The sequence below is a fragment of the Bradyrhizobium sp. CCBAU 53340 genome, from assembly GCF_015291645.1.
Classification (GTDB): Bacteria; Pseudomonadota; Alphaproteobacteria; order Rhizobiales; family Xanthobacteraceae; genus Bradyrhizobium.
In genome coordinates, this window is the sequence record NZ_CP030055.1 from 4,640,392 (window position 1) to 4,665,937 (window position 25,546).

25 protein-coding genes are annotated in these 25,546 nt (G+C 65.0%); 11 read left to right on the forward strand and 14 right to left on the reverse strand.

The genetic code is table 11. The annotated features are described in order from the left end of the window. Positions 1-108: 108 nt before the first annotated feature. The 7 genes from mltG to XH89_RS22190 form a co-directional block, all read right to left on the reverse strand. The gene (gene mltG / locus XH89_RS22160; RefSeq protein ID WP_194462545.1) at positions 109-1,362 is read right to left on the reverse strand and encodes an endolytic transglycosylase MltG; all 1,254 of its coding nucleotides are present in this window, start codon (positions 1,360-1,362) and stop codon (positions 109-111) included. A 125-nt stretch (positions 1,363-1,487) separates the two neighbouring features. Next, complete coding sequence (fabF, locus tag XH89_RS22165) at positions 1,488-2,753, reverse strand: beta-ketoacyl-ACP synthase II (RefSeq protein WP_194462546.1); 1,266 nt, start codon at positions 2,751-2,753, stop codon at positions 1,488-1,490. Positions 2,754-2,861: 108 nt separating this feature from the next. Next, the gene (locus XH89_RS22170) at positions 2,862-3,101 is read right to left on the reverse strand and encodes an acyl carrier protein (protein ID WP_008130699.1); all 240 of its coding nucleotides are present in this window, start codon (positions 3,099-3,101) and stop codon (positions 2,862-2,864) included. 313 nt (positions 3,102-3,414) lie between these two features. After that, positions 3,415-4,152, reverse strand: coding sequence for a 3-oxoacyl-[acyl-carrier-protein] reductase (gene fabG, locus XH89_RS22175; RefSeq protein ID WP_194462547.1), 738 nt, complete (start codon positions 4,150-4,152; stop codon positions 3,415-3,417). A 66-nt stretch (positions 4,153-4,218) separates the two neighbouring features. Next, entirely contained in the window at positions 4,219-5,178 is a 960-nt protein-coding gene (fabD, locus tag XH89_RS22180) for an ACP S-malonyltransferase (protein ID WP_194462548.1), read from the reverse strand. 173 nt (positions 5,179-5,351) lie between these two features. Next, a complete protein-coding gene (locus XH89_RS22185; protein ID WP_194462549.1) occupies positions 5,352-6,377 on the reverse strand; it encodes a fatty acid desaturase family protein in 1,026 nt (341 codons plus the stop codon). Between the two features lie 3 nt (positions 6,378-6,380). Continuing rightward, positions 6,381-7,085, reverse strand: a complete 705-nt coding sequence (locus tag XH89_RS22190; protein ID WP_194462550.1) for a TetR/AcrR family transcriptional regulator C-terminal domain-containing protein — start codon at positions 7,083-7,085, stop codon at positions 6,381-6,383. Positions 7,086-7,429: 344 nt separating this feature from the next. Here XH89_RS22190 and rpsF point away from each other — a divergent pair, with 344 nt between their 5' ends. From rpsF to rplI, 4 genes are all read left to right on the forward strand, one after another. Further along, the gene (gene rpsF / locus XH89_RS22195; RefSeq protein WP_194462551.1) at positions 7,430-7,924 is read left to right on the forward strand and encodes a 30S ribosomal protein S6; all 495 of its coding nucleotides are present in this window, start codon (positions 7,430-7,432) and stop codon (positions 7,922-7,924) included. A gap of 5 nt (positions 7,925-7,929) precedes the next feature. Further along, positions 7,930-8,169: a 30S ribosomal protein S18 gene (gene rpsR, locus XH89_RS22200; RefSeq protein WP_007592020.1), complete on the forward strand. Its 240-nt coding sequence runs from the start codon at positions 7,930-7,932 to the stop codon at positions 8,167-8,169. Between the two features lie 128 nt (positions 8,170-8,297). Continuing rightward, the gene (locus tag XH89_RS22205) at positions 8,298-9,266 is read left to right on the forward strand and encodes a DUF2232 domain-containing protein (RefSeq protein ID WP_194462552.1); all 969 of its coding nucleotides are present in this window, start codon (positions 8,298-8,300) and stop codon (positions 9,264-9,266) included. Between the two features lie 47 nt (positions 9,267-9,313). After that, positions 9,314-9,913: a 50S ribosomal protein L9 gene (gene rplI / locus XH89_RS22210; RefSeq protein WP_194462553.1), complete on the forward strand. Its 600-nt coding sequence runs from the start codon at positions 9,314-9,316 to the stop codon at positions 9,911-9,913. Positions 9,914-9,950: 37 nt separating this feature from the next. Here the strand turns inward: rplI and XH89_RS22215 are convergent, their stop codons facing one another. The 3 genes from XH89_RS22215 to XH89_RS22225 all read right to left on the reverse strand — a co-directional run bounded on the left by XH89_RS22215 (position 9,951) and on the right by XH89_RS22225 (position 12,163). Next, positions 9,951-10,418, reverse strand: a complete 468-nt coding sequence (locus tag XH89_RS22215; RefSeq protein WP_194462554.1) for a PaaI family thioesterase — start codon at positions 10,416-10,418, stop codon at positions 9,951-9,953. Next, a complete protein-coding gene (locus XH89_RS22220) occupies positions 10,415-11,026 on the reverse strand; it encodes a TetR/AcrR family transcriptional regulator (RefSeq protein WP_194462555.1) in 612 nt (203 codons plus the stop codon). The genes XH89_RS22215 and XH89_RS22220 overlap by 4 nt, the downstream gene beginning before the upstream one ends. A 105-nt stretch (positions 11,027-11,131) precedes the next feature. Continuing rightward, entirely contained in the window at positions 11,132-12,163 is a 1,032-nt protein-coding gene (locus tag XH89_RS22225) for a hypothetical protein (RefSeq protein ID WP_194462556.1), read from the reverse strand. A 275-nt stretch (positions 12,164-12,438) separates the two neighbouring features. Between XH89_RS22225 and XH89_RS22230 the strand changes: the two genes are divergently transcribed. From XH89_RS22230 to alr, 3 genes are all read left to right on the forward strand, one after another. Then, a complete protein-coding gene (locus tag XH89_RS22230) occupies positions 12,439-13,689 on the forward strand; it encodes a cyclopropane-fatty-acyl-phospholipid synthase family protein (RefSeq protein ID WP_194462557.1) in 1,251 nt (416 codons plus the stop codon). Positions 13,690-14,445: 756 nt separating this feature from the next. After that, positions 14,446-15,957, forward strand: a complete 1,512-nt coding sequence (locus XH89_RS22235; protein ID WP_194462558.1) for a replicative DNA helicase — start codon at positions 14,446-14,448, stop codon at positions 15,955-15,957. 47 nt (positions 15,958-16,004) lie between these two features. Further along, complete coding sequence (alr, locus tag XH89_RS22240) at positions 16,005-17,282, forward strand: alanine racemase (RefSeq protein ID WP_194468577.1); 1,278 nt, start codon at positions 16,005-16,007, stop codon at positions 17,280-17,282. 134 nt (positions 17,283-17,416) lie between these two features. Here the strand turns inward: alr and XH89_RS22245 are convergent, their stop codons facing one another. Next, positions 17,417-17,635 carry a cysteine rich repeat-containing protein gene (locus XH89_RS22245; RefSeq protein ID WP_194462559.1) on the reverse strand — a complete coding sequence of 73 codons (219 nt, stop codon included), beginning with the start codon at positions 17,633-17,635 and terminating at the stop codon, positions 17,417-17,419. 39 nt (positions 17,636-17,674) lie between these two features. Between XH89_RS22245 and XH89_RS22250 the strand changes: the two genes are divergently transcribed. Beyond that, positions 17,675-18,445, forward strand: a complete 771-nt coding sequence (locus tag XH89_RS22250) for an exodeoxyribonuclease III (protein ID WP_194462560.1) — start codon at positions 17,675-17,677, stop codon at positions 18,443-18,445. Between the two features lie 15 nt (positions 18,446-18,460). Here the strand turns inward: XH89_RS22250 and XH89_RS22255 are convergent, their stop codons facing one another. Further along, the gene (locus XH89_RS22255; protein WP_194462561.1) at positions 18,461-18,829 is read right to left on the reverse strand and encodes a GFA family protein; all 369 of its coding nucleotides are present in this window, start codon (positions 18,827-18,829) and stop codon (positions 18,461-18,463) included. Positions 18,830-19,086: 257 nt separating this feature from the next. Here XH89_RS22255 and XH89_RS22260 point away from each other — a divergent pair, with 257 nt between their 5' ends. Beyond that, positions 19,087-19,812, forward strand: a complete 726-nt coding sequence (locus XH89_RS22260; protein ID WP_194462562.1) for a sulfite exporter TauE/SafE family protein — start codon at positions 19,087-19,089, stop codon at positions 19,810-19,812. Between the two features lie 62 nt (positions 19,813-19,874). On the opposite strand, the gene XH89_RS22265 is transcribed toward XH89_RS22260, so the two are convergent. Both XH89_RS22265 and XH89_RS22270 read right to left on the reverse strand, forming a co-directional pair. Continuing rightward, a complete protein-coding gene (locus XH89_RS22265) occupies positions 19,875-21,932 on the reverse strand; it encodes a putative bifunctional diguanylate cyclase/phosphodiesterase (protein WP_371825168.1) in 2,058 nt (685 codons plus the stop codon). After that, a complete protein-coding gene (locus XH89_RS22270) occupies positions 21,929-23,086 on the reverse strand; it encodes an ABC transporter substrate-binding protein (protein ID WP_194462563.1) in 1,158 nt (385 codons plus the stop codon). Before XH89_RS22270 ends, XH89_RS22265 begins: the two co-directional genes overlap by 4 nt. A gap of 202 nt (positions 23,087-23,288) precedes the next feature. Between XH89_RS22270 and radA the strand changes: the two genes are divergently transcribed. Together radA and XH89_RS22280 are read left to right on the forward strand one after the other, a co-directional pair. Continuing rightward, positions 23,289-24,737, forward strand: coding sequence for a DNA repair protein RadA (gene radA, locus XH89_RS22275; protein ID WP_194462564.1), 1,449 nt, complete (start codon positions 23,289-23,291; stop codon positions 24,735-24,737). A gap of 168 nt (positions 24,738-24,905) precedes the next feature. Then, positions 24,906-25,535, forward strand: a complete 630-nt coding sequence (locus XH89_RS22280) for a CvpA family protein (protein ID WP_194462565.1) — start codon at positions 24,906-24,908, stop codon at positions 25,533-25,535. The last annotated feature ends 11 nt before the right edge of the window (positions 25,536-25,546 follow it).

Sequence of the window (25,546 nt, forward strand, 5' to 3'; positions counted from 1 at the left end):
GGGATTCGCGAGGCCATCAGGCCACGCGAATCTTAAGACTATTTTGCAGGAAAGTGGAATCCGCAAAGTCCGCAGCCAGGTCTGCAGGGACCCCCGATGGGAGCAGGCCTAGCGCTGGATCACCGGCGACGACGGCTGCACCGCGCCCTGCCGGGCGGGCCGCGCTGGCGGTTTCTTCTGCTGGGTCGGCTTGGGCGGCGTGGTCGCGGTCGGGGCCGTGTCTGCGGCCGCAGGCGCGGCCGGCGCCGGCGCGTCATCGGCTGGCTCAACCGTGTCGTTCTGGATCTGCTTCTCCATCGCGCGGAGCTTGGCGACGTTCTTCTGGTGCGCGTCGTAGGTCTCGGTGAAGGCATGCCCGCCGGAGCCGTCGGCGACGAAATAGAGGTCGCGGGTGCGGGCCGGGTTGGCGGCGGCCTCCAGCGAGGCACGGCCGGGATTGGAGATCGGGCCCGGCGGCAAGCCTTCGATCACATAGGTGTTGTAGGGCGAGGGCTGCGTGATCTCGCTGCGCTTGATCGGACGTCCGAGCGTGCCCTTGCCGCCGACGAGACCGTAGATGATGGTCGGGTCGGACTGCAGCTTGATCCTCTGCTTCAGGCGATTGACGAACACGGCCGCGACGCGGCTGCGCTCGTCGGGCTTGCCGGTCTCCTTCTCGACGATCGAGGCGAGCGTCACCAGCTGCTCGGGGGTCTTGATCGGCAGGTCCTGGCTGCGGCGTTCCCAGATCTCCGCGAGCACGCGCTTGTGCGCCTGCTGCATGCGCTGGATCACCTGTTCGCGCGGGGTCCCGCGCGGGAACTTGTAGGTCTCGGGCAAGAGCGTGCCCTCACGCGGCACTTCGCGCACGCTGCCGGTGAAGATGTCGCTGTCGGAGAGGCGCGCCACGATCTGCTCGGAGGTCAGGCCTTCCGGGATCGTCACGGCGTGCTGCACCACCTTGCCCTCGACGATGGTGGCGATGACGTCACGCAAGCTCGCGTTCTTCTGGAACGCATATTCGCCCGGCTTCAGGTCTGAGCTCGCCTTCAGCGCAGCCACGGCACCGATGAAGATCCACGGATTGACGTCGGTCACGCCTTCCCTGTTCAGCGTGTCGGCGATGTCGCGCTTACCGGCGCGCTGGGGAATGTTGACGACCTTGTCTTCCTTCAGCGGTCCCGGCGACTCCAGCACCTGCCGACCGTAATAATACGCCGCGCCCGCGCCGATCATGCCGATCAGGAGCAAGGTGATGATGGCGTTGCCGACCACGACAAAGGGATTGCGCGCCCGCTCCGAGCGCTTCGGCGGCGGCGGCACCTGCTCGGGCTCGAGCGCTGCCCGCGGACTCCGGGGCGAAATGGGCGGCCTTTCACTCATCGAAGCAACCTGAATCCTGCCGGTTCAATCGCAGCCTGACAATCACTTGCCGAGCCAAATGCACACGCCCACAGACATGACTATCGCCGAATACGGCAAAACGGTGGATTCGTCGCAAACACAAACTATTGGGCCAGACGCCGGACGATCACCGACGCGTTGGTACCGCCGAAACCGAAAGAATTCGACAACGCGACGTTCACCTCGCGCTGCTTCGCCTTGCGCGGCACGAGATCGATTGCGGTCTCCACCGACGGGTTGTCCAAATTGATGGTCGGCGGAACGACATTATCGCGAATCGCAAGGATCGCGAAGATCGCCTCGATCGCGCCGGCCGCACCGAGCAGATGGCCGGTCGAGGACTTGGTCGAGGACATCGCGACCTTGGAGGCGGCATTGCCCAATAGCCGCTCCACCGCGCCGAGCTCGATCTCGTCGCCGAGCGGCGTCGAGGTACCGTGCGCATTGATGTAGTCGAGATCGGACGCGGTCAGGCCTGCGCGCTTGAGCGCCGCCGACATGCTGCGGAAACCGCCATCGCCATCGGGCGACGGCGACGTAATGTGATAGGCGTCACCCGACAGACCGTAGCCGATCACCTCGGCATAGATTTTCGCGCCGCGGCGCCGGGCGTGGTCGAGCTCCTCAAGGACCAGGACGCCGGCGCCCTCGCCCATCACGAAACCGTCGCGGTCCTTGTCGTAGGGACGCGACGCCTTCTCGGGCGTCTCGTTGAAGCCGGTCGACAGCGCGCGCGCGGCATTGAAGCCGGCAATGCCGATGCGGCTGATCGGCGACTCGGCGCCACCGGCGACCATGACGTCGGCATCGCCGAGCGCGATCAGGCGGGCGGCATCGCCGACCGCATGGGCGCCGGTCGAGCAGGCCGTCACCACCGAATGGTTCGGGCCCTTCAGGCCGTGGGCGATCGAGACGTAGCCGGAGGCGAGATTGATCAGGCGGCCGGGAATGAAAAACGGCGACACCCGGCGCGGACCTCGCTCCTTCAAGAGAATAGCAGTGTCGGCGATGCCGTTGAGTCCGCCGATGCCCGAGCCGATCATGGTGCCGGTCGCGCATTTGTCCTCTTCGGTCTCGGGATGCCAGTTGGCATCGTCGAGCGCCTGGCCGGCCGCGGCCATGCCGAAGATGATGAAGTCGTCGACCTTGCGCTGGTCCTTCGGCTCCATCCACTTGTCGGGATTGAAGCTGTCGTTGCTGCCGTCGCCGCGCACGACCGTGCAGGCGATCTTGGTCTGCAGATCGGAGACATCGAAGCTCTCGATCCTGCGCGCACCGCTCTCGCCGTTGAGGATGCGTTTCCAGGTCGGCTCGACGCCGCAGCCGAGCGGCGACACCATGCCGAGACCAGTGACGACAACCCGCCTCATATCCGAAAACTCCGCATCGAAAGATTCACGGCCAATAACAAGAAACCGGCTGACCGCTGCGAAGCGGCCCGTCCGGTTTCAATGTTGTCCCCGCGAAAATGAAGAGCCTTAGCTCTTCGCGTTCTTCTCGAGAAACTTCGTGGCGTCGCCGACGGTGAGAATCGTCTCAGCGGCGTCGTCCGGAATCTCGCACCCGAATTCTTCTTCGAACGCCATCACCAGCTCGACGGTGTCCAGACTGTCGGCGCCGAGGTCATCGATGAAGCTCGCTGCGTCGACAACCTTCTCGGGTTCAACACCAAGGTGTTCGACCACGATCTTCTTAACCCGCTCGCCAATGTCACTCATTGCATAACCTCGTGTTGTTCCCTGTAGACCCGACCCCCCGGGACGATACGAGCCGTCGTGGTCGTGTTACTTGCCTTTGCTTACGAACTTGATTTGGCCCCATCCAAACCGATACCAGGGCCCGGCGAACGACGGCCAAGGCTCCGCATCGCCAATATACAGGGTTTCAAAAACCTGCAATGGCGTTCTTTGCCCATCCGTTGAAGGTCCGGTTATCATACTTCAACTGCCTTGACTACAAGCCTCATTTCGCTCCGAAAACGGCTGTTTGCCGCATCCACCCCCGCCCATGTGGGCAGTGCCGAAGGAAGCGTCAGATCATGGCCATGCCGCCGTTGACGTGGATGGTCTGGCCGGTGACATAGGCTGCTTCGTTCGAACTCAGGTAGACCGCGGCAGCCGCGATGTCCTCGGGCGTGCCCAGACGGGCGGCCGGAACCTTGGCCAGAATGGTCTCGCGCTGCTTGTCGTTGAGCGCATCGGTCATCGGCGTCTTGATGAAGCCTGGCGCGATGCAGTTCGCGGTGACGCCGCGCTTGGCGTATTCGGCGCCGAGCGTCTTGATCATGCCGATCAGGCCGGCTTTCGAGGCGGTGTAGTTGCCCTGCCCCGGATTGCCGGTGACGCCGACGATCGACGTGATCGCAATGATGCGGCCGAAGCGCTTGCGCATCATCAATTTGGTGGCGGCGCGCGCCAGGCGAAAGGTCGCGGTCAGATTGACGTTGATGACCTCGTCCCAATCCTCGTCACGCAGCTGAACGAACAGATTGTCACGCGTGATGCCGGCATTGGCGATGAGAATGTCGACCTGGCCCATCGCGGCTTCCGCTGATGGCACCAGCGCCTCGACCTCGTCGGCCTTGGAGAGATTGCAGGGCAGCACATGGGTGCGCTCGCCGAGCTTGCCGGCAAGCTCATCCAGCACTTCCTTGCGCGTCCCTGAAATCGCGACGGTGGCGCCTTGTGCGTGCAGCGCCTGCGCGATCGCACCGCCGATACCGCCGGTCGCGCCGGTGACGAGCGCCTTTTTGCCAGTGAGGTCGAACATTGAGAAACTCCTCCAAAGCACGATCCGGAAGTGTGCAGCGGTTTTCCGGTCAGATCGTGCGCAAACTCAAGCCTGCTTCGCAGCGGCCAATGCATCCTTGGCGGCGGCAATGTCATTGGGACCGCCGACCGACACACCAACGGCCCCGTCGGCAATGCGCTTGACCAGACCCGTCAGCACCTTGCCTGCGCCGATCTCGAAGAAGCGTGTGACGCCCTGCCCTGCCATATAGGCGACCGACTCGCGCCAGCGCACCGTGCCAGTGACCTGCTCGACCAGGCGGCGGCGGATCTCGTCGGGATCGGTGATGGCTGACGCCAGCACGTTCGACACCAGCGGCGCAGCCGGCGCCTTGATCGTGACCTTCGACAGCGCCTCGGCCATGGCATCGGCCGCAGGCTGCATCAGCTGGCAATGGAACGGTGCGGACACCGGCAGCAGCATCGCGCGCTTGGCGCCCTTGGTCTTGGCGATCTCGACAGCGCGATCGACCGCGGCCTTGTCGCCGGAGACGACCACCTGGCCGCCGCCATTGTCGTTGGCGGCCTGGCAGACCTGGCCCTGCGCCGCCTCCTTGGCGACCTCCATGGCCGCGTCGTAGTCGAGGCCGAGCAGCGCGGCCATGGCGCCGGCGCCGACCGGCACGGCCTTCTGCATTGCGAGACCGCGGGTGCGAAGCAGGCGCGCGGCGTCGGAGATCGTCAGGCTGCCAGCCGCAGCCAGCGCCGAATATTCGCCGAGCGAGTGACCGGCCACGAAGGCCGCATCCCGCCCCACGGAAAATCCAGCCTCAGCCTCGAGCACTCGCAGAGTGGCCACAGACACTGCCATCAGGGCCGGCTGGGCGTTCTCGGTGAGCTGTAGGGTCTCGGCCGGACCATCCCAGATCGTGGCCGTCAGCTTCTCCCCAAGCGCCGCGTCGACCTCGTCGAACACGGCACGCGCCACCGGAAAGGCGTCGGCCAAGGCCTTGCCCATACCGACCGCCTGGGATCCCTGCCCAGGAAATGTGAATGCTGCCGTCATCGGCGCTCCCTGCTTGTCGGGCGTGATCCCAATCGAGAACCGGCAGCCGATTACGCACGGCCTCAGGCCATGGTTCCGGATCATGCTCCAAAGGGGGCCGTAGACACTGTCCGGGGCCGGAATGTCAAGCCAAGATGGGAACTTCGACCGGCAAACACCTGGGGATGCGGCCGCTAGAATCCCCCATTGGTCTGGTTGGCATCGACCGTAGCGCCCGCCCGCGCGCGGCGTGCGCTGTTGACCAGCTGACCCGGACGGTCGTCCCGGTCGGGCTTCGCCGTCGCAAGCCGCAGCACCGCCGCATAGCCCGGCTGCACCTCCATCCGGCCGGCGTGCCGGCTTTCACTGAGCAGGCGATGCACCTTCGGCAGATTGTAACAGGGCACGTAGAACAGAAGATGATGCTCGAGGTGGTAGTTCACGTAATACGGCGCGATGAACAGGCGCTCGAGGAAGTTGGCGTGCGTGGTGCGGGTATTGCGCAGGGGATCGCTGCTATCAGGGACGACCGCGTGCTCGGCGATGTTGCGGATGCGGGTGATGACCATCATCCAGGTCAGCAGCGGCACCAGCCATAGCAGCGGGTAGGCCCACCACACGCCGGCCGCCGCGAGCACAGCGAACATCATTGCGTTGACGAGACATTGCGGACCGAGCTTGTCCCAGAAATGCGCGGCGCGCTGGCGCCACGGCCAGTCCTTCGGCCCGAGCGCATTGAGCAATTGCGCCTTGCGCTGCTGGTAGCCGGTCTGTCCGGTGATGTCGCGAATGAACTTGCGGCGATAGCTCAGTTTGGTGATCGGAAACGGCGCCGACAGCACCAGGTCGGGATCATCCTCCTGCTGCGTGCGCGCATGGTGCTGGAGGTGATAACGCCGATAGCTGCGCGTCTCGGCAAAGAGCGGATAGGCGCAGAGCCACTGGCTCAACGCCAGATTGGTTTTCTCGTCCGCGGACAGGCAACCATGCGCACCATCATGCATGAGGATCGCAAGGCCCAGCTGTCGCGAGCCGATGATGGCAACGGCGAGAACATAGGTGATCGGATTGGGCCACCACGCGACCAGTGCAATCGCGCCTGATATCAGCGCCCAGGCGTGAGCAATCATCGCGACGCCTTTCCACGTCACGCGCTGACGTACGTCAGCGAGCTGATCATCGGTCAGGAAATCGCGGGCACGCATGCGAAGCGCCGTCATCGCCTACCTCTCCTCGTTCGAATTGCTCGGTGCGTCGTGCTCGTCGACGAGACGCAAGCGCGCGGTGTCGCCGGTGGATTTCGCCTGCTCGCCAAGCACGCGCAGCATTTCGGCGCACAGCGCCTCCGGCGAGCGGCCCATGGCATAGCCTTCGAGGATGACGCCGATGGCGACGGCCCAGAAGCGCCGCGAGCTTTCGTCGGGCGCGCGCAGCGAGCGCCAGCCATGACGCGCCACCTGGCCCGCATAAGCGCGCGCGCCTTCCGCGTGCAGGCGCTCGATGGTGCGCTCGACCAGCGGCGCCAGATCCTGGCGCCGGCGCGTCAGCGTCAGCGCCTCGGCGAAAAAGGCGATCGAATCGCTCGCTGTCACGGTCTCGGCGAGCGCGTGGGTGTACTCCCGCGGCGTGCGCGCCTTCAGCGCGGCCTGCTCGGTCGCCCGCGCCAGGTACAGCAGATCGCGGCAGGCGCATTCGACGAACAGCGCCTCCTTGGTGCGGAAGTAATAGGTGATCTGGCTTGGAAACGCGTCGGCGGCGGCCGCGATATCGGTGATCGCGGTGCCCGACAGCCCCCGTTCGCGAAACAGCGGGCTCGCCGCATCCAGCAGCAGGGAGCGCATCTTGCGCCCGGCCGAGCGCGTCGCCCGCGCCGCATGCTTGGGGTCACCAGCCGCCTCGAACGGCTCCTGGGCCGGCTTTTCCGCCATTGGATACTTCTCCCTTGATTTATTTGTATGTCATACAAACAAATAGATCAAGCCGAATGTCCACTGGAACTGGACCCCACCAGCTCCCACTGAGGGCAATCCGGCTGAAATCACGGCCGCCAACCTTGCAAAGCCGACGAAAATCCGTATAAGGCGCCCATCCGCAGACCCCGGCCGGGAGCTGAACGGACGGTCTCAGCAAATCCTCAGTGATTTTGGTGTGGCAGGGCCAGTCGGCCCGTCGTCCCGTGTTTCCGCCTTCTGAGCTTCATCCCAGAGTCCTTTCCGAAGGTCTCTTAAGGGCTTGACGCCGGGCAATGCGCCAACATGAGGAAAGGACTTCCATGCCTCTTTATGAGCATGTCTTTCTCGCGCGTCAGGACGCGAGCACGCAGCAGGTCGAAGAGCTGACCACGCAGATGACCGGCATCGTCGAGGGTCTCGGCGGCAAGGTCACCAAGACCGAGAATTGGGGCGTTCGCTCCCTCACCTACCGCATGAACAAGAACCGCAAGGCGCACTTCGTGCTGCTCAACATCGACGCGCCGTCTGCGGCGATCGCCGAGATCGAGCGCCAGGAGCGCATCAGCGAAGACGTGATCCGCTATCTCAGCGTGCGCGTCGAAGAGCTCGAGGAAGGCCCGTCCGCGATGATGCGCAAGGCCGACCGCGATCGCGAACGTGACGACCGTGGCGGTGGCTTCCGCGGCGAGCGTGAAGGTGGTTTCCGTGGCGACCGCGAAGGCGGCTTCCGCGGTGGTGATCGTGACGGCGGCTTCCGCGGCGATCGCGGTCCGCGCCGTTCGCGCGACGAAGCTGACACGACGGATGGGGAGTAAGAACAATGGCTGAAGCTGGTGCACGCCGCCCGTTTTTCCGTCGCCGCAAGAGCTGCCCGTTCACGGGCGCCAATGCGCCGAAGATCGACTACAAGGACTCCAAGCTTTTGATGCGTTATGTCTCCGAGCGCGGCAAGATCGTGCCGAGCCGCATCACCGCAGTGTCCGCGAAGAAGCAGCGTGAGCTCGCCCGCGCCATCAAGCGCGCGCGGTTCCTGGGCCTGTTGCCCTACGTCATTCGCTAAGACGAATTCGGCCGGCGGCGCTCGAGCCGCCGGCCGCACTCTCTAGATTTCATAAGGCTTCCGGGTCGTCCGGTCGCCGATGGTTGGGGCAAGGCGCCTCTAACCGCTCGAAGGGAGCGGGACAGCTGATGATGGCATTTGGACTGATAGCCCTGATCGCCGGCGCTGCGTCGGCCCTGATGTTCGCCTCGATCGTGTCGGGCGCGCTGATCTCGCTCGTCCTGATTTGCCTCTCCCCCCTGCCCTTGATGCTTGTCGCGATCGCCTGGGGACCGCTCTGCGGCGCGCTTGGTGGTCTCGTCGCGACGCTCCTGATCGGCGGCGCGCTCAGCCTGCCGCTCGGCCTCGGTTATGGTCTCGCGATCGCACTGCCGGCCTGGTGGCTTGGCCATCTTGCGATGCTGGGAAGGCCGCTGGCCGATGGCGCCGCGGACAACGATGCGGCCGGGCTGCAGGTCGAATGGTACCCGCTCGGGCGCATCCTGCTCTGGATTGCGGCGCTGGCGACGCTTCTGACCGCGGGATCGCTGTTTTCGCTGGGAAGCGACGCCTCGACCATTAGTGACGCGATGCGGCGCGGCTTTGCCAGGGTTCTGTCGCTGATGGGCGAGACGAACGTCACGGAGAATGATCCTCGCGTCGGCCTGATGGTCGCGATCATGCCGGTGCTGCTCGCAGCATCGCATATGATGACGCTGACCTTGAATCTCTGGCTCGCCGCCAAGGTCGCCGCTGTTTCAGGACGGCTGCATCGGCCCTGGCCGGACCTCAGCAGCACGAGCCTGCCGCCGATGACCCTCGTGGCGCTCTGCATCGCGCTTGCCTTCAGCTTCTTCGGCGGAATGACCGGCATTCTCGCCGTCGTCGTCACGACCGTTTTGATGGTGGCCTATGCTTTGGTCGGCCTTGCCGTTCTGCACATCGTCACGCGCGACCTCGCCAATCGCGCGTTCTGGCTCGCCGCCGCCTACGTCATCATCTTCATGTTCAGCGTGAGCCTTGTCCTGCTGACCGTGCTTGGGCTCGCGGATGCCGTGTTCGGCTTCCGCGAGCGCTTCCTGCGCAACCGGCAACCGCCGCCATTGCCGACATCTTAAGTCCAACCCGAAACCTGAAAACCAGAGCACTTCAAAGGAGAACGAATATGGAAGTCATTTTGCTGGAACGCGTGAGCAAGCTCGGCCAGATGGGCGAAGTCGTGAAGGTTCGCGACGGCTACGCCCGCAATTTCCTGCTCAAGCGCGGCAAGGCGCTGCGCGCCACCGCCGACAACCGCGCCAAGTACGACGGCATGAAGGCCGAGCTCGAGGCTCGCAATCTTGCCTCGAAGGGCGAGGCGGCCAAGGTCGCCGAGAAGATCGAGGGCAAGAACATCATCGTGATCCGTCAGGCCTCGGAAGCCGGCCAGCTATTCGGCTCGGTTACCGTGCGTGACGTCGTCATGGCGTTCGAAGCCGACGGCGTTTCGCTCGCCCGTCCGCAGGTGCAGCTCGACGCGCCGATCAAGACCATCGGCAAGCACTCGATCACCGTCGCTGTGCACCCCGAGGTCGAGGTCGAGGTCACCGTCACGGTTGCCCGCAGCCAGGACGAGGCCGAGCGCATCAACCGCGGCGAGGACATCTCGACCCGCAACGAGGACCGCGACGCGGCCGCCGAGGCGATCGCCGCCGCCGGCGAGTTCTTCGATCCGGAAGCCCAGCACGACGACGTCGAGCCGGCTCCGGCTGCGGAAGAGAAGTAAGCCTCGCATTGACGCAAGGCTGCGAAGCCCGGCTGCCTCAGGCAGCCGGGCTTTTCGTTTTTGCGCCGACTTCCTCGCTCAGCATCGCGATCGAGGCGAGTGCCGTTGCCGTATGCTTCTCGACACCGTCGCTGACGCAGAACACGTCGGCCGCGACCACGGAGACCTGACGGCCCGGCTTGATCACCCTCGCCCGACAGATCAATTTTTCGCCGACCGCGGGCGAGAGCAGATTGAGCTTGTATTCCGCCGTCAGCGCCGGCTGGCCGCGCGAGGTCGCCGCTGCGATCGTCGTGGCGTTGTCGACCAGAAAGGCGGTGACGCCGCCGTGAAAGAAGCCGTGCTGTTGCAACAGCTCCGGCCGCCGCGCGACGGCAATCGTACAGGTGCCGCGTGATATCTCGGCGAGCTCGGCGCCGACCAGGTTCATGAAGCCCTGGCGGCCGACATTGGTGTGGATGCGCTCGGCTACGGACGCAAAGTCGGGATCGGCCTCGTTACTCATGACGCTGCTCCTTGATTGTTGCTGACGCGCCCGGACGGCACCAGCGCGCGGATGGCGCAGGCGATCAGCGTATCCGCCTCGCCGCGCGGATCGGCGCGGTCGCGCCCGGAGAGAAAGGCGCGGCAGAAGATCTGCGCCGGCCCGACGAGCTGGCTCACGAACGTCACGGCCGGCATCGGCCAGAGCTCGCCGCGCGCAATGAGCGGCGCACGCCAGCGCTCGATGCCTTCGGCGAGCCGCGCATTCTGCGCGCGCTGGGCGTCGCGAACCTCCTCGCTCCAATCGTTGCGGGAGATCTCGAAGAGAAAGCGCGCCTCGCGGCGGCTCGACACGACCCAGTCGAGATGAGCGCGGATCAGGCGATCGATGCCCTGCTGCGCGCCAGGGACGGGATCGAGCGCGGCGAGCATCGCGGCGTGATAGTGCCGCAGCACCTCCAGGAGCAGTGCGCCGGCAAGCTGCTTCTTGGAGCCGAAGGCATGAAAAAAGCTGCCGTTGGAGGCACGGGCCTTGGCGCGGATCGCCGCCACGGTCGCGCCCTCAAAGCCGGAGCGGTCAAACACCGCGAGTCCTGCCGCCAACAAATCGTCGCGCATACCGGATGACATCGCCATCTCCTAGAGCATTACTCTAGAGTACGACTCTAGTGGAGGTCAATACGACGCGAAGGCCGCGCTCGGCGCGGCCTTCGCAGATTCGACCTGATGTCTTGCTTATCGCGAGATTGGCGGAGCCGGCGGACCGGACGACTCGGCCGGCGCTGGCGACGGAGCCGCGGCGGGCGCAGATGGCGCCGGCTCTGCCGGCTTGGCTGCTGGCTCGGCGCTGGGCGCGGGCTCAGCCGGCTTGGAAACGGCCGCTTCCGCGGGCTTGGAAACCGCCGCTTCCGCGGGCTTGGGCGCGGCGGGTTCGGCCGGCTTGGCTGCAGCCGCCGGCGGTGCCGGCGTCACCTGCGGGACCGGATCGGGGCGCAATGCCGGCGCTTCGCTGCCACTCGGCTCGACCTTGGCAGTCTCCGGCTTGGTCTCGGCCGGCTTCTCGGCTGGCTTGGCGTTGTCGGGCTTGGCGCTCTCGGGCTTGGCTTCGTCGCGACCGGGCTCGACCTTGGCGCTCTCGTTCTTCGGCTCGGTCCTGGAATCGCCCTTCGGTTCAACCTTCGGCGCGGCCGCGTCTTCCGTTGCCGGCTTGCCGCGCTTGCTCAGCCGCTTGCCCTTGCGGCCCTCAGGCGGTTGCTCGGTGGTGGCCTCAGGCTTTGCGCCGTCCTTGACGCCTTCCTCGCTTGGCCGGGCCGCGCGCTTGTGACGGCCTTCAGGTGCAGGGGGAGCGCCCTCGCCCTCCGGCCTGGCAGCCTCCTGCGGGCGCTGACGGCGCCCCTGATGCTCAGGTGACTGCCCCGGGGTCGTGTTGGCGTCCTTCTCCTTGGCGCCGTCCTTCTTGTCCTTGCCACCGTCCTTGGACTGATAGCGGGCGTCGGTGGCACCGTTGGAGACGAGGTAAGAGGCCAGCACGCCGGCCATGTCGGAGCTGGTGGTGTAGTGCTGACGCAGGAAACCCGGCAGCGAACCCGGCGAGACCGTCTTCAACAGACCCCGCGGGCTCTTGTGGCAGGCATTGCAAGTCTGCGCGAAGATCTGGGATGGGGCCTTGCCGGCCTCGAGGTTCGTCGCCTGCGCCAGAACGGCATCGGAGGCGCCGAAGCCGATCAGAAACAGCACCGTGGCGAGGCTGAGCGCTCGGCTCGACATTCCCATCATCTCCATTGAAATCCGACAGATACGGCCGGCATGCCGGCGCGGCGGCGGTCACCTTTTAGCCGATTGCGCTGCGAATGGAAGCGCACTCATCAAGCATGTGAACACGCGATTTGCGAATATCGGCTTTGAACACAACGCAATAGCGGGGCGGGAATAGGCTGCCTAGATTTACATGCGAACGCATGGGAACCATTACACACCCCCAAGCGTCGGTGTGATGGCCGGGTAGTCGCATCTTTTCGGGTTCGCTCGAGAGGTTGGTGTCTATGGACCGCTTGTTGCGTAGGTTCTTGTCTCAATTCATCCGCCGCGGGTCGATGACCGTGACCACGGCAGGAGGAACGAAGTTCACCGTCGGTGACGGCTCTGGTGAGCCGATCGAAGTCCGCTTTGTCACGGCCGACGCACAAAGGAAGGTCCTTATCAACCCCGAGCTCGGGCTTGGCGAGGCCTATATGAACGGGGAGTTCGTCGTCGAGCGCGGCAGCATAGCCGATGCCCTCGCGATCCTGCTCGATCAAGCCGATCTGTTGCCGCACTGGGCAAAGCCCTGGTGGCACCTGCGCTATCTCGTCCGGCACCTGAGGCAGTTCAATCCGCGGGCACGCTCGCGCAGCAACGTCGCGCATCACTACGATCTCGATGCACGGCTCTACTCGCTCTTCCTCGACGCCGACAAGCAATATAGCTGCGCTTATTTCGAGACGCCGGAAACCACGCTCGACGACGCGCAGCTCGCCAAGAAGCGGCATATCAGCGCAAAGCTGCTGGTCGGCCGCGGCCAGCGTGTGCTCGACATCGGCTCGGGCTGGGGCGGCCTTGGCCTCTATCTGGCGGAGGTCGCAGGCGCCGACCTCACCGGCGTGACGTTGTCGACGGAGCAATTGCAGATCGCCAATGCACGTGCCGCCGAAAAGGGCCTGACGCAACGCGCCCGTTTCCTGCTCCAGGATTATCGCGACATCGAAGGCCCGTTCGACCGGATCGTCTCGGTCGGCATGTTCGAGCATGTCGGCGCAAGGTTCTACGACGCCTATTTCCAGCGCTGCGCCGAGCTGCTGAGCGAAGACGGCGTCATGCTGCTGCATTCGATCGGCCGCTCGCAGGTCCCTGACTCCACCAATCCGTGGATCGCGAAGTACATCTTCCCCGGCGGCTACATCCCCTCGCTATCGGAGGTGCTGCCCGCGATCGAGCGGGCCGGGCTGCTGGTCTGCGACATCGAGATCCTGCGCCTTCATTATGCGGAGACGCTGAAAGCCTGGCGGGAACGCTTCATGGCAAGGCGCGAGGAAGCGGTGCAGCTCTACGACGAACGTTTCGCACTGATGTGGGAGTTCTATCTCGCCGCCTGCGAGATGACGTTCCGCAAGCAGGCCATGATGAACTTCCAGATCCAGCTCACCAAGCGCCAGGGCGTGGTCCCCATGACCCGCGACTATATCGCGCGCGAAGAAGCCCGGCTGCGCGCCCTCGAGGGTGGCGCTCGGCCGAAACTGAAGCTTGCCGGTGAATAGGTCCTAGTGACGCAGGGTCGACGGCGGAGAGGAGCGATAGGACGCCGTCAACGCCAGCTGCGCCCTCAACTCCACGATGACCTCGGGTGCGACCGGCTGGCGCCGGATTTCGGGCCGTTCGGCGTGTTGCATGGCGGCGATCAGCCCGGACAGCCAAAGCCGGCTGCCCGCCTCGCTTCGCCAAACCTGGTGCCGCCGTTCTGGCCGCATCGCGTGCCTCGTTCCCTGTTGGGGGTCGCGGGAGACAATTCCCGGCCCGCCCGCCTGTTCCCAGTCCTACCCCGAAAGAATCCGGGGAGATGTGATCTGGTTCACATTCCTCTCGACGGCCCTGCCTTAGACCGTCGCCATGAGCAAAGAGACCCAAACCTCGTTCGACGTGCAGGACGACCTTCGCACCGATTACGCCCTGATCGCCACCGGCGTCGGCGCGGCTCTGCTTGCGCTGGTCTACCTCCTGCTGGTCTGAACCCGTCCCGGCGGCGCCAGCGCATGGTTTCGCGCGCCTTCAAATACGTCTGCTCTCAATCCATTAGGTTCACCAGTTCAGGATTTTTCCGTGGCGCGATCGCGGCCACTTCCGGTCCGGAAGGTAAGTTCCGCAAAATCCGTCAAGCGCGGCGCATGCTGCGGCTGCTAATCATCCACCGCTTTTAAGATCGGTTGATAGCGACGAGCTTTTGCTTCCGCTTTGGCTTGCGGCGGCGCTTTATCCCGGCCCCGCATCCGCCGCAGAAAATTGCTATCGCTCGAGCCATGGCCCTGACTGATTCGAACGTCCTCAAACTCGCGCCCGAGCCGGGAACTCCCGCCTACCGGAGTGCGCCACATAACATCGAGGCGGAACAGAGCCTTCTGGGCGCGATCCTGGTCAACAATGATGCGTTCTACCGTGTCTCCGACTTCCTGGAGGCGAAGCATTTCTTCGAACCGCTGCACCAGACCATTTTCGAGACCGCCGGCAGCCTGATCCGGATGGGCAAGATCGCCACCCCCGTGACGCTGAAGACGTTCCTGCCCGCAGATACCGACGTCGGCGGCATGACCATTGGCCAATACCTGGCACGCCTCGCGGCCGAAGCGACCACCATCATCAACGCCCAGGACTATGGCCGCACGGTCTACGACCTATCCTTGCGCCGTGACCTGATCGGCATCGGCGAGGACATGGTCAATGTCGCCTATGACGCGCCGGTCGACTTCCAGCCGCGGGCGCAGATCGAGGACGCCGAGCGAAAGCTCTACGAGCTTGCTGAGTCCGGCCGATACGACGGCGGCTTCCAGAAATTCTCGCAGGCGTTGGCGGTCGCGGTCGACCTCGCGGCAAAAGCGTTCCAGCGCGATGGAAAGCTCTCCGGCATTTCGACGGGGATGCGCGACCTCGACACCAAGATGGGCGGTCTGCAGCACTCCGACCTGATCATCGTCGCGGGCCGTCCCGGCATGGGCAAGACCTCGCTTGCGACCAACATCGCCTACAATGTCGCACGCGCCTATGTTCCGGAACTCCAGGCCGACGGCACCACCAAGGCCGCTAATGGCGGCGTGATCGGATTCTTCTCCTGCGAAATGTCGGCCGACCAGCTCGCCACGCGTATCGTGGCCGAGCGTACCGGCGTTCCCTCCTCCCACATCCGCCGTGGCGGCATCTCGGAAGCCGATTTCGAGAAGATCCGGGAGGTCTCGATCGAGCTGCAATCGCTGCCTTTCTATGTCGACGCGACTGGTGGCCTGTCGATCGCGCAATTGATGGCGCGCGCGCGCCGGCTGAAGCGCCAGAAGGGCCTCGACCTGCTCGTGATCGACTACATCCAGCTGCTCTCCGGCTCAAGCAAGCGTGCCAGCGACAGCCGCGTGCAGGAAATCACGGAGATTACGACCAGCCTGAAGGCCCTCGCCAAGGAACTCAATGTCCCTGTCATCGCGCTGTCCCAGCTCTCACGCCAGGTCGAATCCCGCGACGACAAACGGCCGCAGCTCTCCGACTTGCGTGAATCCGGATCAATCGAACAGGACGCCGACGTCGTCCTGTTCGTGTACCGCGAGGAATATTACCTCGCGATGAAGGAGCCCCGTCCAGGCACGCCCGAACACGAGAAGTGGCAGCTCGACATGAGCCTTGCGCACGGAAAAGCCGAGGTCATCATCGGCAAGCAGCGTCACGGCCCGACCGGCACCGTCGATTTGGCGTTCGAAGCCTCGGTCACAAGGTTCGGCGACCTCGCGCCAGACGCGCAGCTGCCGGCGCGCGGCGGCGACGACTACTGAGTTCCTTGAACCGGCCCTGCCTCTTCGCGTAAAACGACGCCATGACAATGGCGCCCGACCCGAACATGATCCCGCAATCCGGCCTTCTCTCGGTGGAGGCCAATCAGGCTGCCGCACTCGCTCCCTTCGGCGGCGTGCTCACCGTCGATCTCGACGCGATCATCGCCAATTGGCGCAAGCTCGAGAAGACCGCCGTGCCGGCCGAGTGCTCCGCGGTGATCAAGGCCGACGCCTATGGCTGCGGCACCGCGCAGGTCGCGCAGGCGCTGAACAAGGCCGGCTGCAAGACCTTCTTCGTCGCCACCATTGAGGAAGCGCGCACCGCGCGCGCAGCGGTGCCCGACGCCACCATCTACGTGCTCGGCGGCTACTTCCAGAACACCGGCGAGCACTACGCCAAGATCAACTGCCGCCCCGTCATCGGCGACCTCAACGAGCTGGCCGAATGGGACGTGTTCTGCCGCCGATTCGGCTGGTCCGGCGGCGCCGCTATCCATATCGACACCGGCATGAACCGGCTCGGGCTGACGCTGTCGGAGGCGCAGGCCATCATCCCCCGCATCAACGCCGGCGATCACGGCATCACGCTGGTGATGAGCCATCTGGTCTCGGCCGAGCAGCTCAACAGCCAGACCAACGCAAAACAGCTCGCCGCCTTCCGTGGCATCGCGAGCGAATTCTCCGGCGTGCCTGCATCGCTCGCGAATTCCTCGGGCATCTTCCTCGGCGCCCCCTTCCAGTTCGACATGGTGCGGCCGGGCGCGGCGCTCTACGGCGTCAATCCGACGCCCGAGGCTGACAATCCGATGCAACAGGTGGTCGACCTCAAGGCGCGCATCGTGCAGACCCGCAATGTCGAGCGCGGCGAGACCGTCGGCTATGGCGGCACCTGGACCGCGCGGCGGCCGACCAAGCTCGCGATCATCGCGGTCGGCTATGCCGATGGCTATTTCCGTGCCGCCAGCTCCAATGACGGCACCCGCGGCGCCGAGGTCATCGTCGCCGGCAAGCGTTGCCCGGTCGCGGGCCGCGTCTCCATGGATTTGATCGCGATCGACATCACCGATCTGCCGCCGAACGCGGCGCGGCGCGGCCACATGGCGACGCTGCTCGGCGAAGGCATCACCGTCGACGAGCTCGCGCATCATTTCGGCACCATCGGCTACGAGGTGCTGACCAGCCTCGGGCATCGCTACGCCCGCGTCTACAAGGGCGGCAACGTCGTCGAGCCGTTGGTGAAGCCGGAGCCCGCGCAGGCATCCGAACAGCCGCTCTCCCCGCCGCCGCTCGAGCAGCCGGCGGCGGCGCCGCCGCTGCCGAGCTAGTCGACGCTCACGTGCCCGGACACAGCGCAGCGCTCCTTCAGCGTTGCGCTGCAGAGCCGGGGCCCATCCATCCGCGTTGTGCCGTGTCGCCGACTGGATCCCGGCTCGCGCCGCGCGCGTCCGGGACACGAGACCTACTTCTTCCGGCTGTCCAGCGCCGCCTTGCAGGTCGCGCTGAGCTGGTCGCGCTTGGCGTTCAGGCAGGCGATGATCTTGCCGCCACCGGGCATGATGCCGGCGCAGAATTTGTCGTAATCCGCCTTGCATGCGCCGCGCGTATCGGCCGATTGTGCCGAAGCCACCCCGGAGAACGCGACGACGAATGCGATAGCGGCAAAGCTCAATTTGGACATTGGATCTCCGGGTACGGAAGGCAGAAGCGTCAGCTCTACATGAAGATTGCGACATTCAACATCAACAACATCAATCGTCGCCTGCCCAATCTGCTCGCATGGATGCGCGCGGCCAGACCCGATGTCGTTGCGCTTCAGGAATTGAAGGCAAGTGATGGCGAATTTCCGGCAGCGGCGATCGAAAAAGCCGGCTACGGCGCGGTCTGGCGTGGACAGAAGACCTGGAACGGCGTCGCCATCCTTGCCCGCAACGCCGAGCCGGTGCTGACCCGCGACCGGCTGCCGGGACGTCCCGACGACCACGAGGCGCGCTACATCGAGGCCGCCGTGCGCGGCATCATCGTCACCAGCATCTACCTGCCGAACGGCAATCCGCAGCCGGGACCGAAATTCGACTACAAGCTCGACTGGTTCGCGCGGCTGAAGCGCCACGCCAAGACCTTCCTCAAGCAGGATCTGCCTGTGGTGCTCGCCGGCGACTACAACGTCGCGCCAACGGAGATCGACATCTATCCGACCCGGTCATGGGACAAGGATGCCCTGATCCAGCCGAAGAGCCGCGCGGCGTTTGGCTCACTCATCGAGCAAGGCTGGTGCGACGCGATCCGCGAGCTGCACGCGGACAAGCGCATCTACACGTTCTGGGACTACAAGCGAAACCGCTGGCCGCGCGATGCGGGCCTCAGGCTCGACCATTTGCTGCTGAGCCCTGCCCTCGTCTCACGACTGGCGAAAGCCGGCGTGGACAAGAAGGTCCGGGGCGAGGACGGCGCGAGTGATCACGCGCCGGCCTGGGTGGTGCTGAAATGAGCGCGGCGATCGCGCTCACCACAAATTCTTGCCGTCGATCACGTTCACCGGCACCGCATCGAGATCGAAATCGTCGAACAGGCGCGCGTTGACGCCGACCTTGGGATTCTCGAAGTCGGGCTTTCCAGTCGACCAGTCCGGTGATTCCGAGAACGTGCCGCAGCCGCAGTTCGCGCAGAAATGATGTTTGACGGTGCGGCTGCCCCACAGATACGTCGCGACATTTTCGGCGGGCGACAGCAGGCGAAATTGCGCCGGCGTGTAATAGGCCCATAGCGCGCCGCGTTTGGCACAGAGCGAGCAGGTGCAGCGCGTCACGCTCGACGGCGCCTCCGTCACCTCGAACACCGTCTCACCGCAATGACAGCTTGCCTCGATTGGCATGACCCCGCTCTCCGTTTTGTCAGGAGATGGTCGTAGCCCTCCCCTGCTGCCAACATGCTGTCAGCAGCGGGCTCACTTGCGCAGCAAATGAGAGTGCGCGCCCTGCTCGTGCGGCCTGCAAAATATCGAAAACAACCCCATGCACAGTAGAGACCTCTGTCAGATCAATACGTTACACGGGTCCCATCAGGGGCAATTTGACTCGTCGGGCAAGACAGCGGCACCATGCCCCTTCCGAGCATTTGCGCGCCGTTCCCGTGGCCTTCCTTTTCGTCCTCAGCGTCGGCCTCCTCGCAGGCACCATTTCCGGCATCGTCGGCACCGGCTCGTCGATCATGCTGATGCCCGTGCTGGTCTATGCCTATGGTCCGAAGGAGGCCGTGCCGATCATGGCGGTCGCCTCGGTGATGGCGAATTTTTCGCGGATCCTGGCGTGGTGGCGCGAGGTCGACTGGCGCGCCTGCGCGGCCTATTCGATCACGGGCATTCCGGCCGCGGCGCTCGGCGCGCGGACGCTGCTCGCCCTGCCCCCGCACGCGGTCGATCTTGCCATCGGCGTGTTCCTGATCGCGATGGTGCCGGCGCGGCACTGGCTGGCGCGGCACGACCTCAAGGCCAATCTCTGGCATCTTGCGATCGGCGGCGCCATCATCGGCTATCTCACCGGCATCGTGGTCTCGACCGGCCCGCTCAGCGTGCCGCTGTTCCTGTTCTACGGCCTGTCCAAGGGCGCCTTCCTCGCCACTGAGGCAGCTTCCTCGCTCGGGCTCTATTTCGCCAAATCAGTCACGTTCGAGCGCTTCGGCGCGCTGACGCAGGAGGTCTTCATCAAAGGCCTGATCGCGGGCGCCTCATTGATGTCAGGCGCTTTCGTCGCAAAGCGCTTCGTGCTGCACCTGAAGCCGGATGCGTTCCGTCTCCTGATGGACGCGATCATGATCGCAGCCGGGCTCTCGATGCTCTGGAACGCAACGCAGCCGTAGAGCATGATCCGGAAAAGTGTGCAGCGGTTTTCCGAAAGATCATGCTCAAACAATAAAGTCACTCACGCGGCGAATTCGGGCGCGATCGACGGGCTATCGGCGAGCACATGCTCTTCACCAGCGCCGGCTTCGGCAAGCCCGCCCAGCACCGCATCGAGCGGCTGCGGCTTGTGATACAGAAAGCCCTGGCCGAGCCTCACGCCCATCTCGCGCATCGCCTGCGCCTGCTCGGCGCGCTCGATGCCTTCGGCGACCAAGGTGAGCCCCAGCGTTCCGGCGAGCGAGGCGATGACGCCGACGATCGCCTTGTCCTCGGCGCTTTCAGGGATTTCGCGGATGAAGGCCTTGTCGATCTTGACCTTGTCGAGCGGAAATCGCCGGAGATGCGCGAGCGAGCTGTAGCCCGTGCCGAAATCGTCGAGCGCAATGGTCGCCCCCAGGCGCCGCAGCCGCCGCAGCGTGTCGGATGCGCTGGCGATGTTGTTGATCAGCGATCCCTCGGTGATCTCGAGCTCGAGCGATGAAGCCGCAACACCGAACCGCTCGCAGGTCTGGCGCAGCTCGGATGCGAGCGAATGGTCGGCGAGCTCTGAGGGCGGCAAATTGATCGCGATCCTGATATGCGGCCTGCCGGCGGCGGCCAGCTGCCGCAACGCGCGGCAGGCGTCGATCAGCACGTAGCGCGTCAGCCGCGCATTGTTGCCGCTGCGCTCGATCAGCGGCAGGAATTCACCGGGTCCGATCACGCCATGCTCCGGATGGCGCCAGCGAATGAGCGCCTCCAGGCCGACGACGTCCTGGGTCTCGAGGTCGACCTGGCTCTGATACCAGACCTCGAACTGCCCCTCGGAGAAGCCCGTGGGAATGGTCAGCTCCAGGTCCCGTCGGCGGCGATAGTGGCGCTGGAGCGCTTCGTCCAGCACCGCAACGGTGCCCGGCGCCTTGCTCTTGGCGTGGTAGAGCGCGATGTCGGCAAGCGCCGGCAGGTGGGACAGCTCGGGATCGTCGGCGCGGCGCACGGCAAGGCCGATGCTGGCACGCGGCACGACCTGCTTGTCATGCAGGACGATCGGCGCGGAGATCGCCTCGAGCAATTGCCGCGCAAACGCCTGTGCGGCCGCTTCATTGCCGACCTCGGGCCTGATGACCACGAACTCGTCGCCGCCGAGCCGCGCCACCCAATCCTCCGGCCCGACCGTATGACGAAGCCGCTCGGAGATGTGAACCAGGAACTTGTCGCCGGCATCGTGACCGAAGGTGTCGTTGATGCCCTTGAAATCGTCGAGGTCGATGAAGTTGAACGCGATCAGCGCGTCGGGCGAGCCGGCATCCCTGCTCAAGGTCACCAGCCGCTCGGACAGCGAGCGGCGGTTGGGCAGTCCCGTCAGCGGATCGTGCGAGGCCATGTGACCGAGGCGATCGAGCGCGCCTGAGGTCGTGTGCTGCATCGCGTTGAAGGCCTGCGCGAGCTGGCCGAATTCGTTCGACGATTTGACGTCGGCCGGATAGGCACGGCCGTCCTGCTTGCTGCGCTGGATCGCCGACATCATCGCGGCCAGCGGCTTGCCGATGAAGATGTTGGCGGAGATCCGCATCGCGATCACGGTCGCAAGCGTCCCGAGCAGGCCGACGACGAGAAGCAACCCCAGCCTGCTGCCGGCGTTGACGTAGAGCGTCGCATAGGAATAGGCGATCACGAGGCGGCCGGCCTGCACGGCGATGTTGCCGTTGCTGTAGGCAATCGGGCGCGAGATCTCGGTGACAGCCTGCACCGTGGGCTGCGCCACCACCCGGGCGATCACGACGCCCGTATCGTCATAGACGGCGGCGGCCGCGATGGTCTCGTCGTGCATGATCTCGTTGAGCACGCCGGTGACCTGATCGTAGCGCATCTTCCAGAGCGGCTCGGCGATCAGCTCGGTGCGGCTCTCGGCGAGGCGGGCAATGCGGGCATCGAGCTGCCTGATCTGCGACCAGAAGCTCGAGACCTCGACGCCGGCCGAGGCCAGCAACTGCACCAGCAACAGCACCGGCACGGTGGCCCAGATCATCGCGCGGACGACCGAGCGCGATGTCGCGGGCTTGGTCGGACCGACCATCTCGTCAGCGTCGCGCATCATTCACCAGCGCTGCTTGGTGACGACAGCGACGAGATCAGTGCGCTCACGGAGAAATCGTATTGGCCGCAACGGTCCGGCTTTGCCCTGAACCGCGCAAAGTCGATGCGGTCGAAGGCCCGGGCCTTGATCAGCCCGGCCACCGAGTCGAGATTGTCGCGCGTGATCGCCGACGTCTTGACCTCGACATGGGGCGAAGCGGACGCGAAGTCGCAACCATCGGCATAGTCGCGCAGCAGCACGACCGACCAGCCGCCCAGCAGGAAATGACCGCCATCGGTCAGCAGCAGGCGCCCGGCCTTGATTTCGCGCAGCGCGTCCTCCGACCAGTTGAGGCCGACCACCTGGATGTTCTCGCCCGGTGTGATGCCGGCAGCCTCAACGGCCCGCAGCGCGCCGAGCGCCATCGGGTCGTTCCCGGCCCAGATTCCGGCCGGACGGATGCCCTTGCGCTGGGCCCAGCCGAGATAGTTGGCGGCAACCTGCTCCGCTTCCGACTGCGTCCAGTTGGCAAACAGCATCCGGTCCACCACCACGTCGGGCGCGGCAGCGACGGCGAGCTGGAGCCCGGCGTTGCGGGCAATCGAGGCCGGCGTGATCTCGTCGCCGCCGATCCCGAGCAGATGGATCTTGCCGTCGGGGCTTTGCCATTTTTCGTTGCGTGCTGCGCCGATCAGCGCATTCGCCATCCGCGCGCCCGCGGTCGTCAAATCGGTCGTGATGTCGCCGAGCCAGTTCTTCAGCGTTTGGCGCGGCGGCCCAAAGCGCACCGCATCCGCGCCGATCAGCGTGTTCGATAGCAGCAGCGTCTTGATGCCGGCAGCCTCGGCGGCCTCCAGGATCGGGACGGCGGCGGATTCCTCGTTCGATAGAATGAGAAAGTCGGGCTTGTCAGGACGCGCGACCACGCCAAGACCGAGCTCCTGCATGGTGCGATAGTTGCGCTCGCTGGTCAGCACCTCGACATTGGCATTGAGCTTGCGGCCCGCGGCCTGCATGGTCTGCGCGACCATGTCCCAGTAGACCTCACCGGTCTTGCCGGGGCTCACGAAGACAATGTTGAGCGGTTTTGCATCGGCCGCAACAGCCCGGCCACCTGGCGCGAAAACGCCGAAGGCCATGCTCGCCGCGAGCAATATCCGCAGAAATACCGTCATTCTTTTCACCGCCCCGTCCTGGTTCCGAAACTGGGCCTGCGTCCGCTAACATTTGGCAAAGTCCGCCGCGGTGGAACGACGTAGCGCTAACAAAGGGTGTATCGGCCGCACGAAATTCGGCTAATGGAAGCGCCCATGGACGCCCGCGCCGCCGACCGTTCCGTGCTATCAGCGCAATTGAAACCTCCGACTCACCATACCCATGGCCAAGAACACGCTTTCCTTCGTCTGCCAGAACTGCGGCGCGGCCTATAACCGCTGGCAGGGCAAGTGCGAGTCCTGCGGCGAGTGGAATACACTGGCCGAGGAAGACACCAGCGGCAGCGTGCCGGTCTCGATCCGCTCCAAGCGCAAGGGGCGAACGTTCGCGCTGGAGAGCCTCGCCGGGAAGAGCCCGGATGCGCCGCGCATGTCCTCGGGAATGACCGAGCTCGACCGTGTCACCGGCGGCGGCTTCGTCCGCGGCTCGGTGCTGCTGGTCGGCGGCGATCCCGGCATCGGCAAATCGACGTTGCTGACGCAGGCAACCAGCATGATGGCGCGCGCCGGCCACCGCATCGTCTACATCTCCGGCGAAGAGGCCATCGCCCAGGTGCGGCTGCGCGCCGAGCGGCTTGGATTGTCGGATGCGCCGGTACAGCTCGCCGCCGAGACCTCGGTCGAGGACATCGTCTCGACGCTGTCCGAAGGCACGGTGCCGCGGCTGATCGTCATCGACTCGATCCAGACGATGTGGACCGACACGGTGGAATCGGCGCCCGGCACGGTCACGCAGGTGCGCGCCTCGGCGCAGGCGCTCATCCGTTTCGCCAAGAAGACAGGTGCTGCCATCATCCTGGTCGGCCACGTCACCAAGGACGGCCAGATCGCAGGCCCTCGCGTCGTCGAGCACATGGTCGATGCCGTGATGTCGTTCGAGGGCGAAGGCTCGCAGCAATTCCGGATTCTGCGCGCGGTCAAGAACCGCTTCGGCCCGACCGACGAGATCGGCGTGTTCGAGATGACAGGCCTTGGCCTGCGCGAAGTCACCAACCCCTCCGAGCTGTTCCTGTCCGAGCGCGACCTCGGCACGCCCGGCACCGCAGTCTTTGCGGGCATCGAGGGCACGCGGCCCGTCCTGGTCGAGTTGCAGGCGCTGGTGGCGCCGACCTCGCTCGGCACCCCGCGACGGGCCGTGGTCGGCTGGGACCAGAGCCGGCTCTCGATGGTGCTGGCGGTGCTGGAGGCGCATTGCGGGGTCAAGCTGTCCGGCCACGATGTCTATCTGAACGTCGCCGGCGGCCTGCGCATCCACGAGCCGGCCGCCGATATGGCCGCGGCCGCCGCGCTGGTGTCGTCGCTGGTTAATGCGCAGTTACCCACCGATGCGGTCTATTTCGGCGAAATTTCGCTCTCCGGCGTCATCCGCCCGGTGGCGCAGACCCCAGCCCGGCTCAAGGAAGCAGCAAAACTCGGCTTCAAGCGCGCGGTGCTGCCCGAATCGGCCCGGGGCGGCGATGCTGGCGGTGATGCCGGATTGACCCTGAATGCGGTCAACAGCCTCACGACGCTGGTCGCTGAAATCGCCGCCAAAGGCTCCCGCCGCGGCGATCAGAGCCCGCCAGCAGAGAAAAATGCCACACCGGCAAGATTCCGCCGCGGAGAGGGGTAGCTGGAGGTGACGCCACGCGCCCCCGCCGCTATACAGCCGTCACAAAAGCTGCATGGGATTGCGTGGTTACGGCCTTGCCGGAAGCGTCGTCTGCCCCTCTTTTAGGGCAGCGGCCAAACACCGATTCGCTGAGCACCCTTTGAGAGTACGAGCGGACCAGACCAGCCGATGCCAGTAACACTCCTCGACCTGATCCTGCTCGGTGTGATGCTGATCTCGGGCCTGCTGGCCATGGTGCGCGGCTTCATGCGCGAAATCCTCTCGATCGCGGCCTGGGGCACCGCGGCGATCGTGACGCTGTATTCCTTCTCCAAGCTGCTGCCGACCGCCAAGACCTATTTCAACAACGACACGGTCGCCAGCGTAGTCGTGGTCGCAGGTGTGTTCGTCGGCACCCTGATCGTGGTCTCCGTGATCACGGTCCGGATCTCCGACATGATCCTGGATTCGCGCATTGGCGCGCTGGACCGCACCCTCGGGTTCCTGTTTGGGCTGGCTCGCGGGCTCTTGATCGTCGTCGTCGCCTTCCTGTTCTTCACCTGGCTGGTGCCGGACAAGCAGCGCCCGGACTGGGTCACGGGGGCCAAATCCCGCGTGGTGCTCCAGGGAACCGGGGATTGGCTGATGTCCCTCTTGCCTGACGACCCCGAGAACACCATCTTGAAGAGATTCAAGAAAAACAAACCAGATGATGATCAAGCTGACACCGACCAGCAGCCTTCGGGCAGTGGTGACGGCTACAGCAAACCTGCTCGTGACAGCCTGAAGAAGCTGATCGAGAAACCTGCGGCGCGTTGATTGAGCCAACA

What these genes read in the sequence shown, in the direction of transcription:
- mltG (WP_194462545.1), bottom strand. Translation starts at nt 1,362, where the DNA reads ATGAGTGAAAGGCCGCCCATTTCGCCCCGGAGTCCGCGGGCAGCGCTC.
- fabF (WP_194462546.1), bottom strand. Translation starts at nt 2,753, where the DNA reads ATGAGGCGGGTTGTCGTCACTGGTCTCGGCATGGTGTCGCCGCTCGGC.
- XH89_RS22170 (WP_008130699.1), bottom strand. Translation starts at nt 3,101, where the DNA reads ATGAGTGACATTGGCGAGCGGGTTAAGAAGATCGTGGTCGAACACCTT.
- fabG (WP_194462547.1), bottom strand. Translation starts at nt 4,152, where the DNA reads ATGTTCGACCTCACTGGCAAAAAGGCGCTCGTCACCGGCGCGACCGGC.
- fabD (WP_194462548.1), bottom strand. Translation starts at nt 5,178, where the DNA reads ATGACGGCAGCATTCACATTTCCTGGGCAGGGATCCCAGGCGGTCGGT.
- XH89_RS22185 (WP_194462549.1), bottom strand. Translation starts at nt 6,377, where the DNA reads ATGACGGCGCTTCGCATGCGTGCCCGCGATTTCCTGACCGATGATCAG.
- XH89_RS22190 (WP_194462550.1), bottom strand. Translation starts at nt 7,085, where the DNA reads ATGGCGGAAAAGCCGGCCCAGGAGCCGTTCGAGGCGGCTGGTGACCCC.
- rpsF (WP_194462551.1), top strand. Translation starts at nt 7,430, where the DNA reads ATGCCTCTTTATGAGCATGTCTTTCTCGCGCGTCAGGACGCGAGCACG.
- rpsR (WP_007592020.1), top strand. Translation starts at nt 7,930, where the DNA reads ATGGCTGAAGCTGGTGCACGCCGCCCGTTTTTCCGTCGCCGCAAGAGC.
- XH89_RS22205 (WP_194462552.1), top strand. Translation starts at nt 8,298, where the DNA reads ATGATGGCATTTGGACTGATAGCCCTGATCGCCGGCGCTGCGTCGGCC.
- rplI (WP_194462553.1), top strand. Translation starts at nt 9,314, where the DNA reads ATGGAAGTCATTTTGCTGGAACGCGTGAGCAAGCTCGGCCAGATGGGC.
- XH89_RS22215 (WP_194462554.1), bottom strand. Translation starts at nt 10,418, where the DNA reads ATGAGTAACGAGGCCGATCCCGACTTTGCGTCCGTAGCCGAGCGCATC.
- XH89_RS22220 (WP_194462555.1), bottom strand. Translation starts at nt 11,026, where the DNA reads ATGTCATCCGGTATGCGCGACGATTTGTTGGCGGCAGGACTCGCGGTG.
- XH89_RS22225 (WP_194462556.1), bottom strand. Translation starts at nt 12,163, where the DNA reads ATGTCGAGCCGAGCGCTCAGCCTCGCCACGGTGCTGTTTCTGATCGGC.
- XH89_RS22230 (WP_194462557.1), top strand. Translation starts at nt 12,439, where the DNA reads ATGGACCGCTTGTTGCGTAGGTTCTTGTCTCAATTCATCCGCCGCGGG.
- XH89_RS22235 (WP_194462558.1), top strand. Translation starts at nt 14,446, where the DNA reads ATGGCCCTGACTGATTCGAACGTCCTCAAACTCGCGCCCGAGCCGGGA.
- alr (WP_194468577.1), top strand. Translation starts at nt 16,005, where the DNA reads ATGGCGCCCGACCCGAACATGATCCCGCAATCCGGCCTTCTCTCGGTG.
- XH89_RS22245 (WP_194462559.1), bottom strand. Translation starts at nt 17,635, where the DNA reads ATGTCCAAATTGAGCTTTGCCGCTATCGCATTCGTCGTCGCGTTCTCC.
- XH89_RS22250 (WP_194462560.1), top strand. Translation starts at nt 17,675, where the DNA reads ATGAAGATTGCGACATTCAACATCAACAACATCAATCGTCGCCTGCCC.
- XH89_RS22255 (WP_194462561.1), bottom strand. Translation starts at nt 18,829, where the DNA reads ATGCCAATCGAGGCAAGCTGTCATTGCGGTGAGACGGTGTTCGAGGTG.
- XH89_RS22265 (WP_371825168.1), bottom strand. Translation starts at nt 21,932, where the DNA reads ATGATGCGCGACGCTGACGAGATGGTCGGTCCGACCAAGCCCGCGACA.
- XH89_RS22270 (WP_194462563.1), bottom strand. Translation starts at nt 23,086, where the DNA reads ATGACGGTATTTCTGCGGATATTGCTCGCGGCGAGCATGGCCTTCGGC.
- radA (WP_194462564.1), top strand. Translation starts at nt 23,289, where the DNA reads ATGGCCAAGAACACGCTTTCCTTCGTCTGCCAGAACTGCGGCGCGGCC.
- XH89_RS22280 (WP_194462565.1), top strand. Translation starts at nt 24,906, where the DNA reads ATGCCAGTAACACTCCTCGACCTGATCCTGCTCGGTGTGATGCTGATC.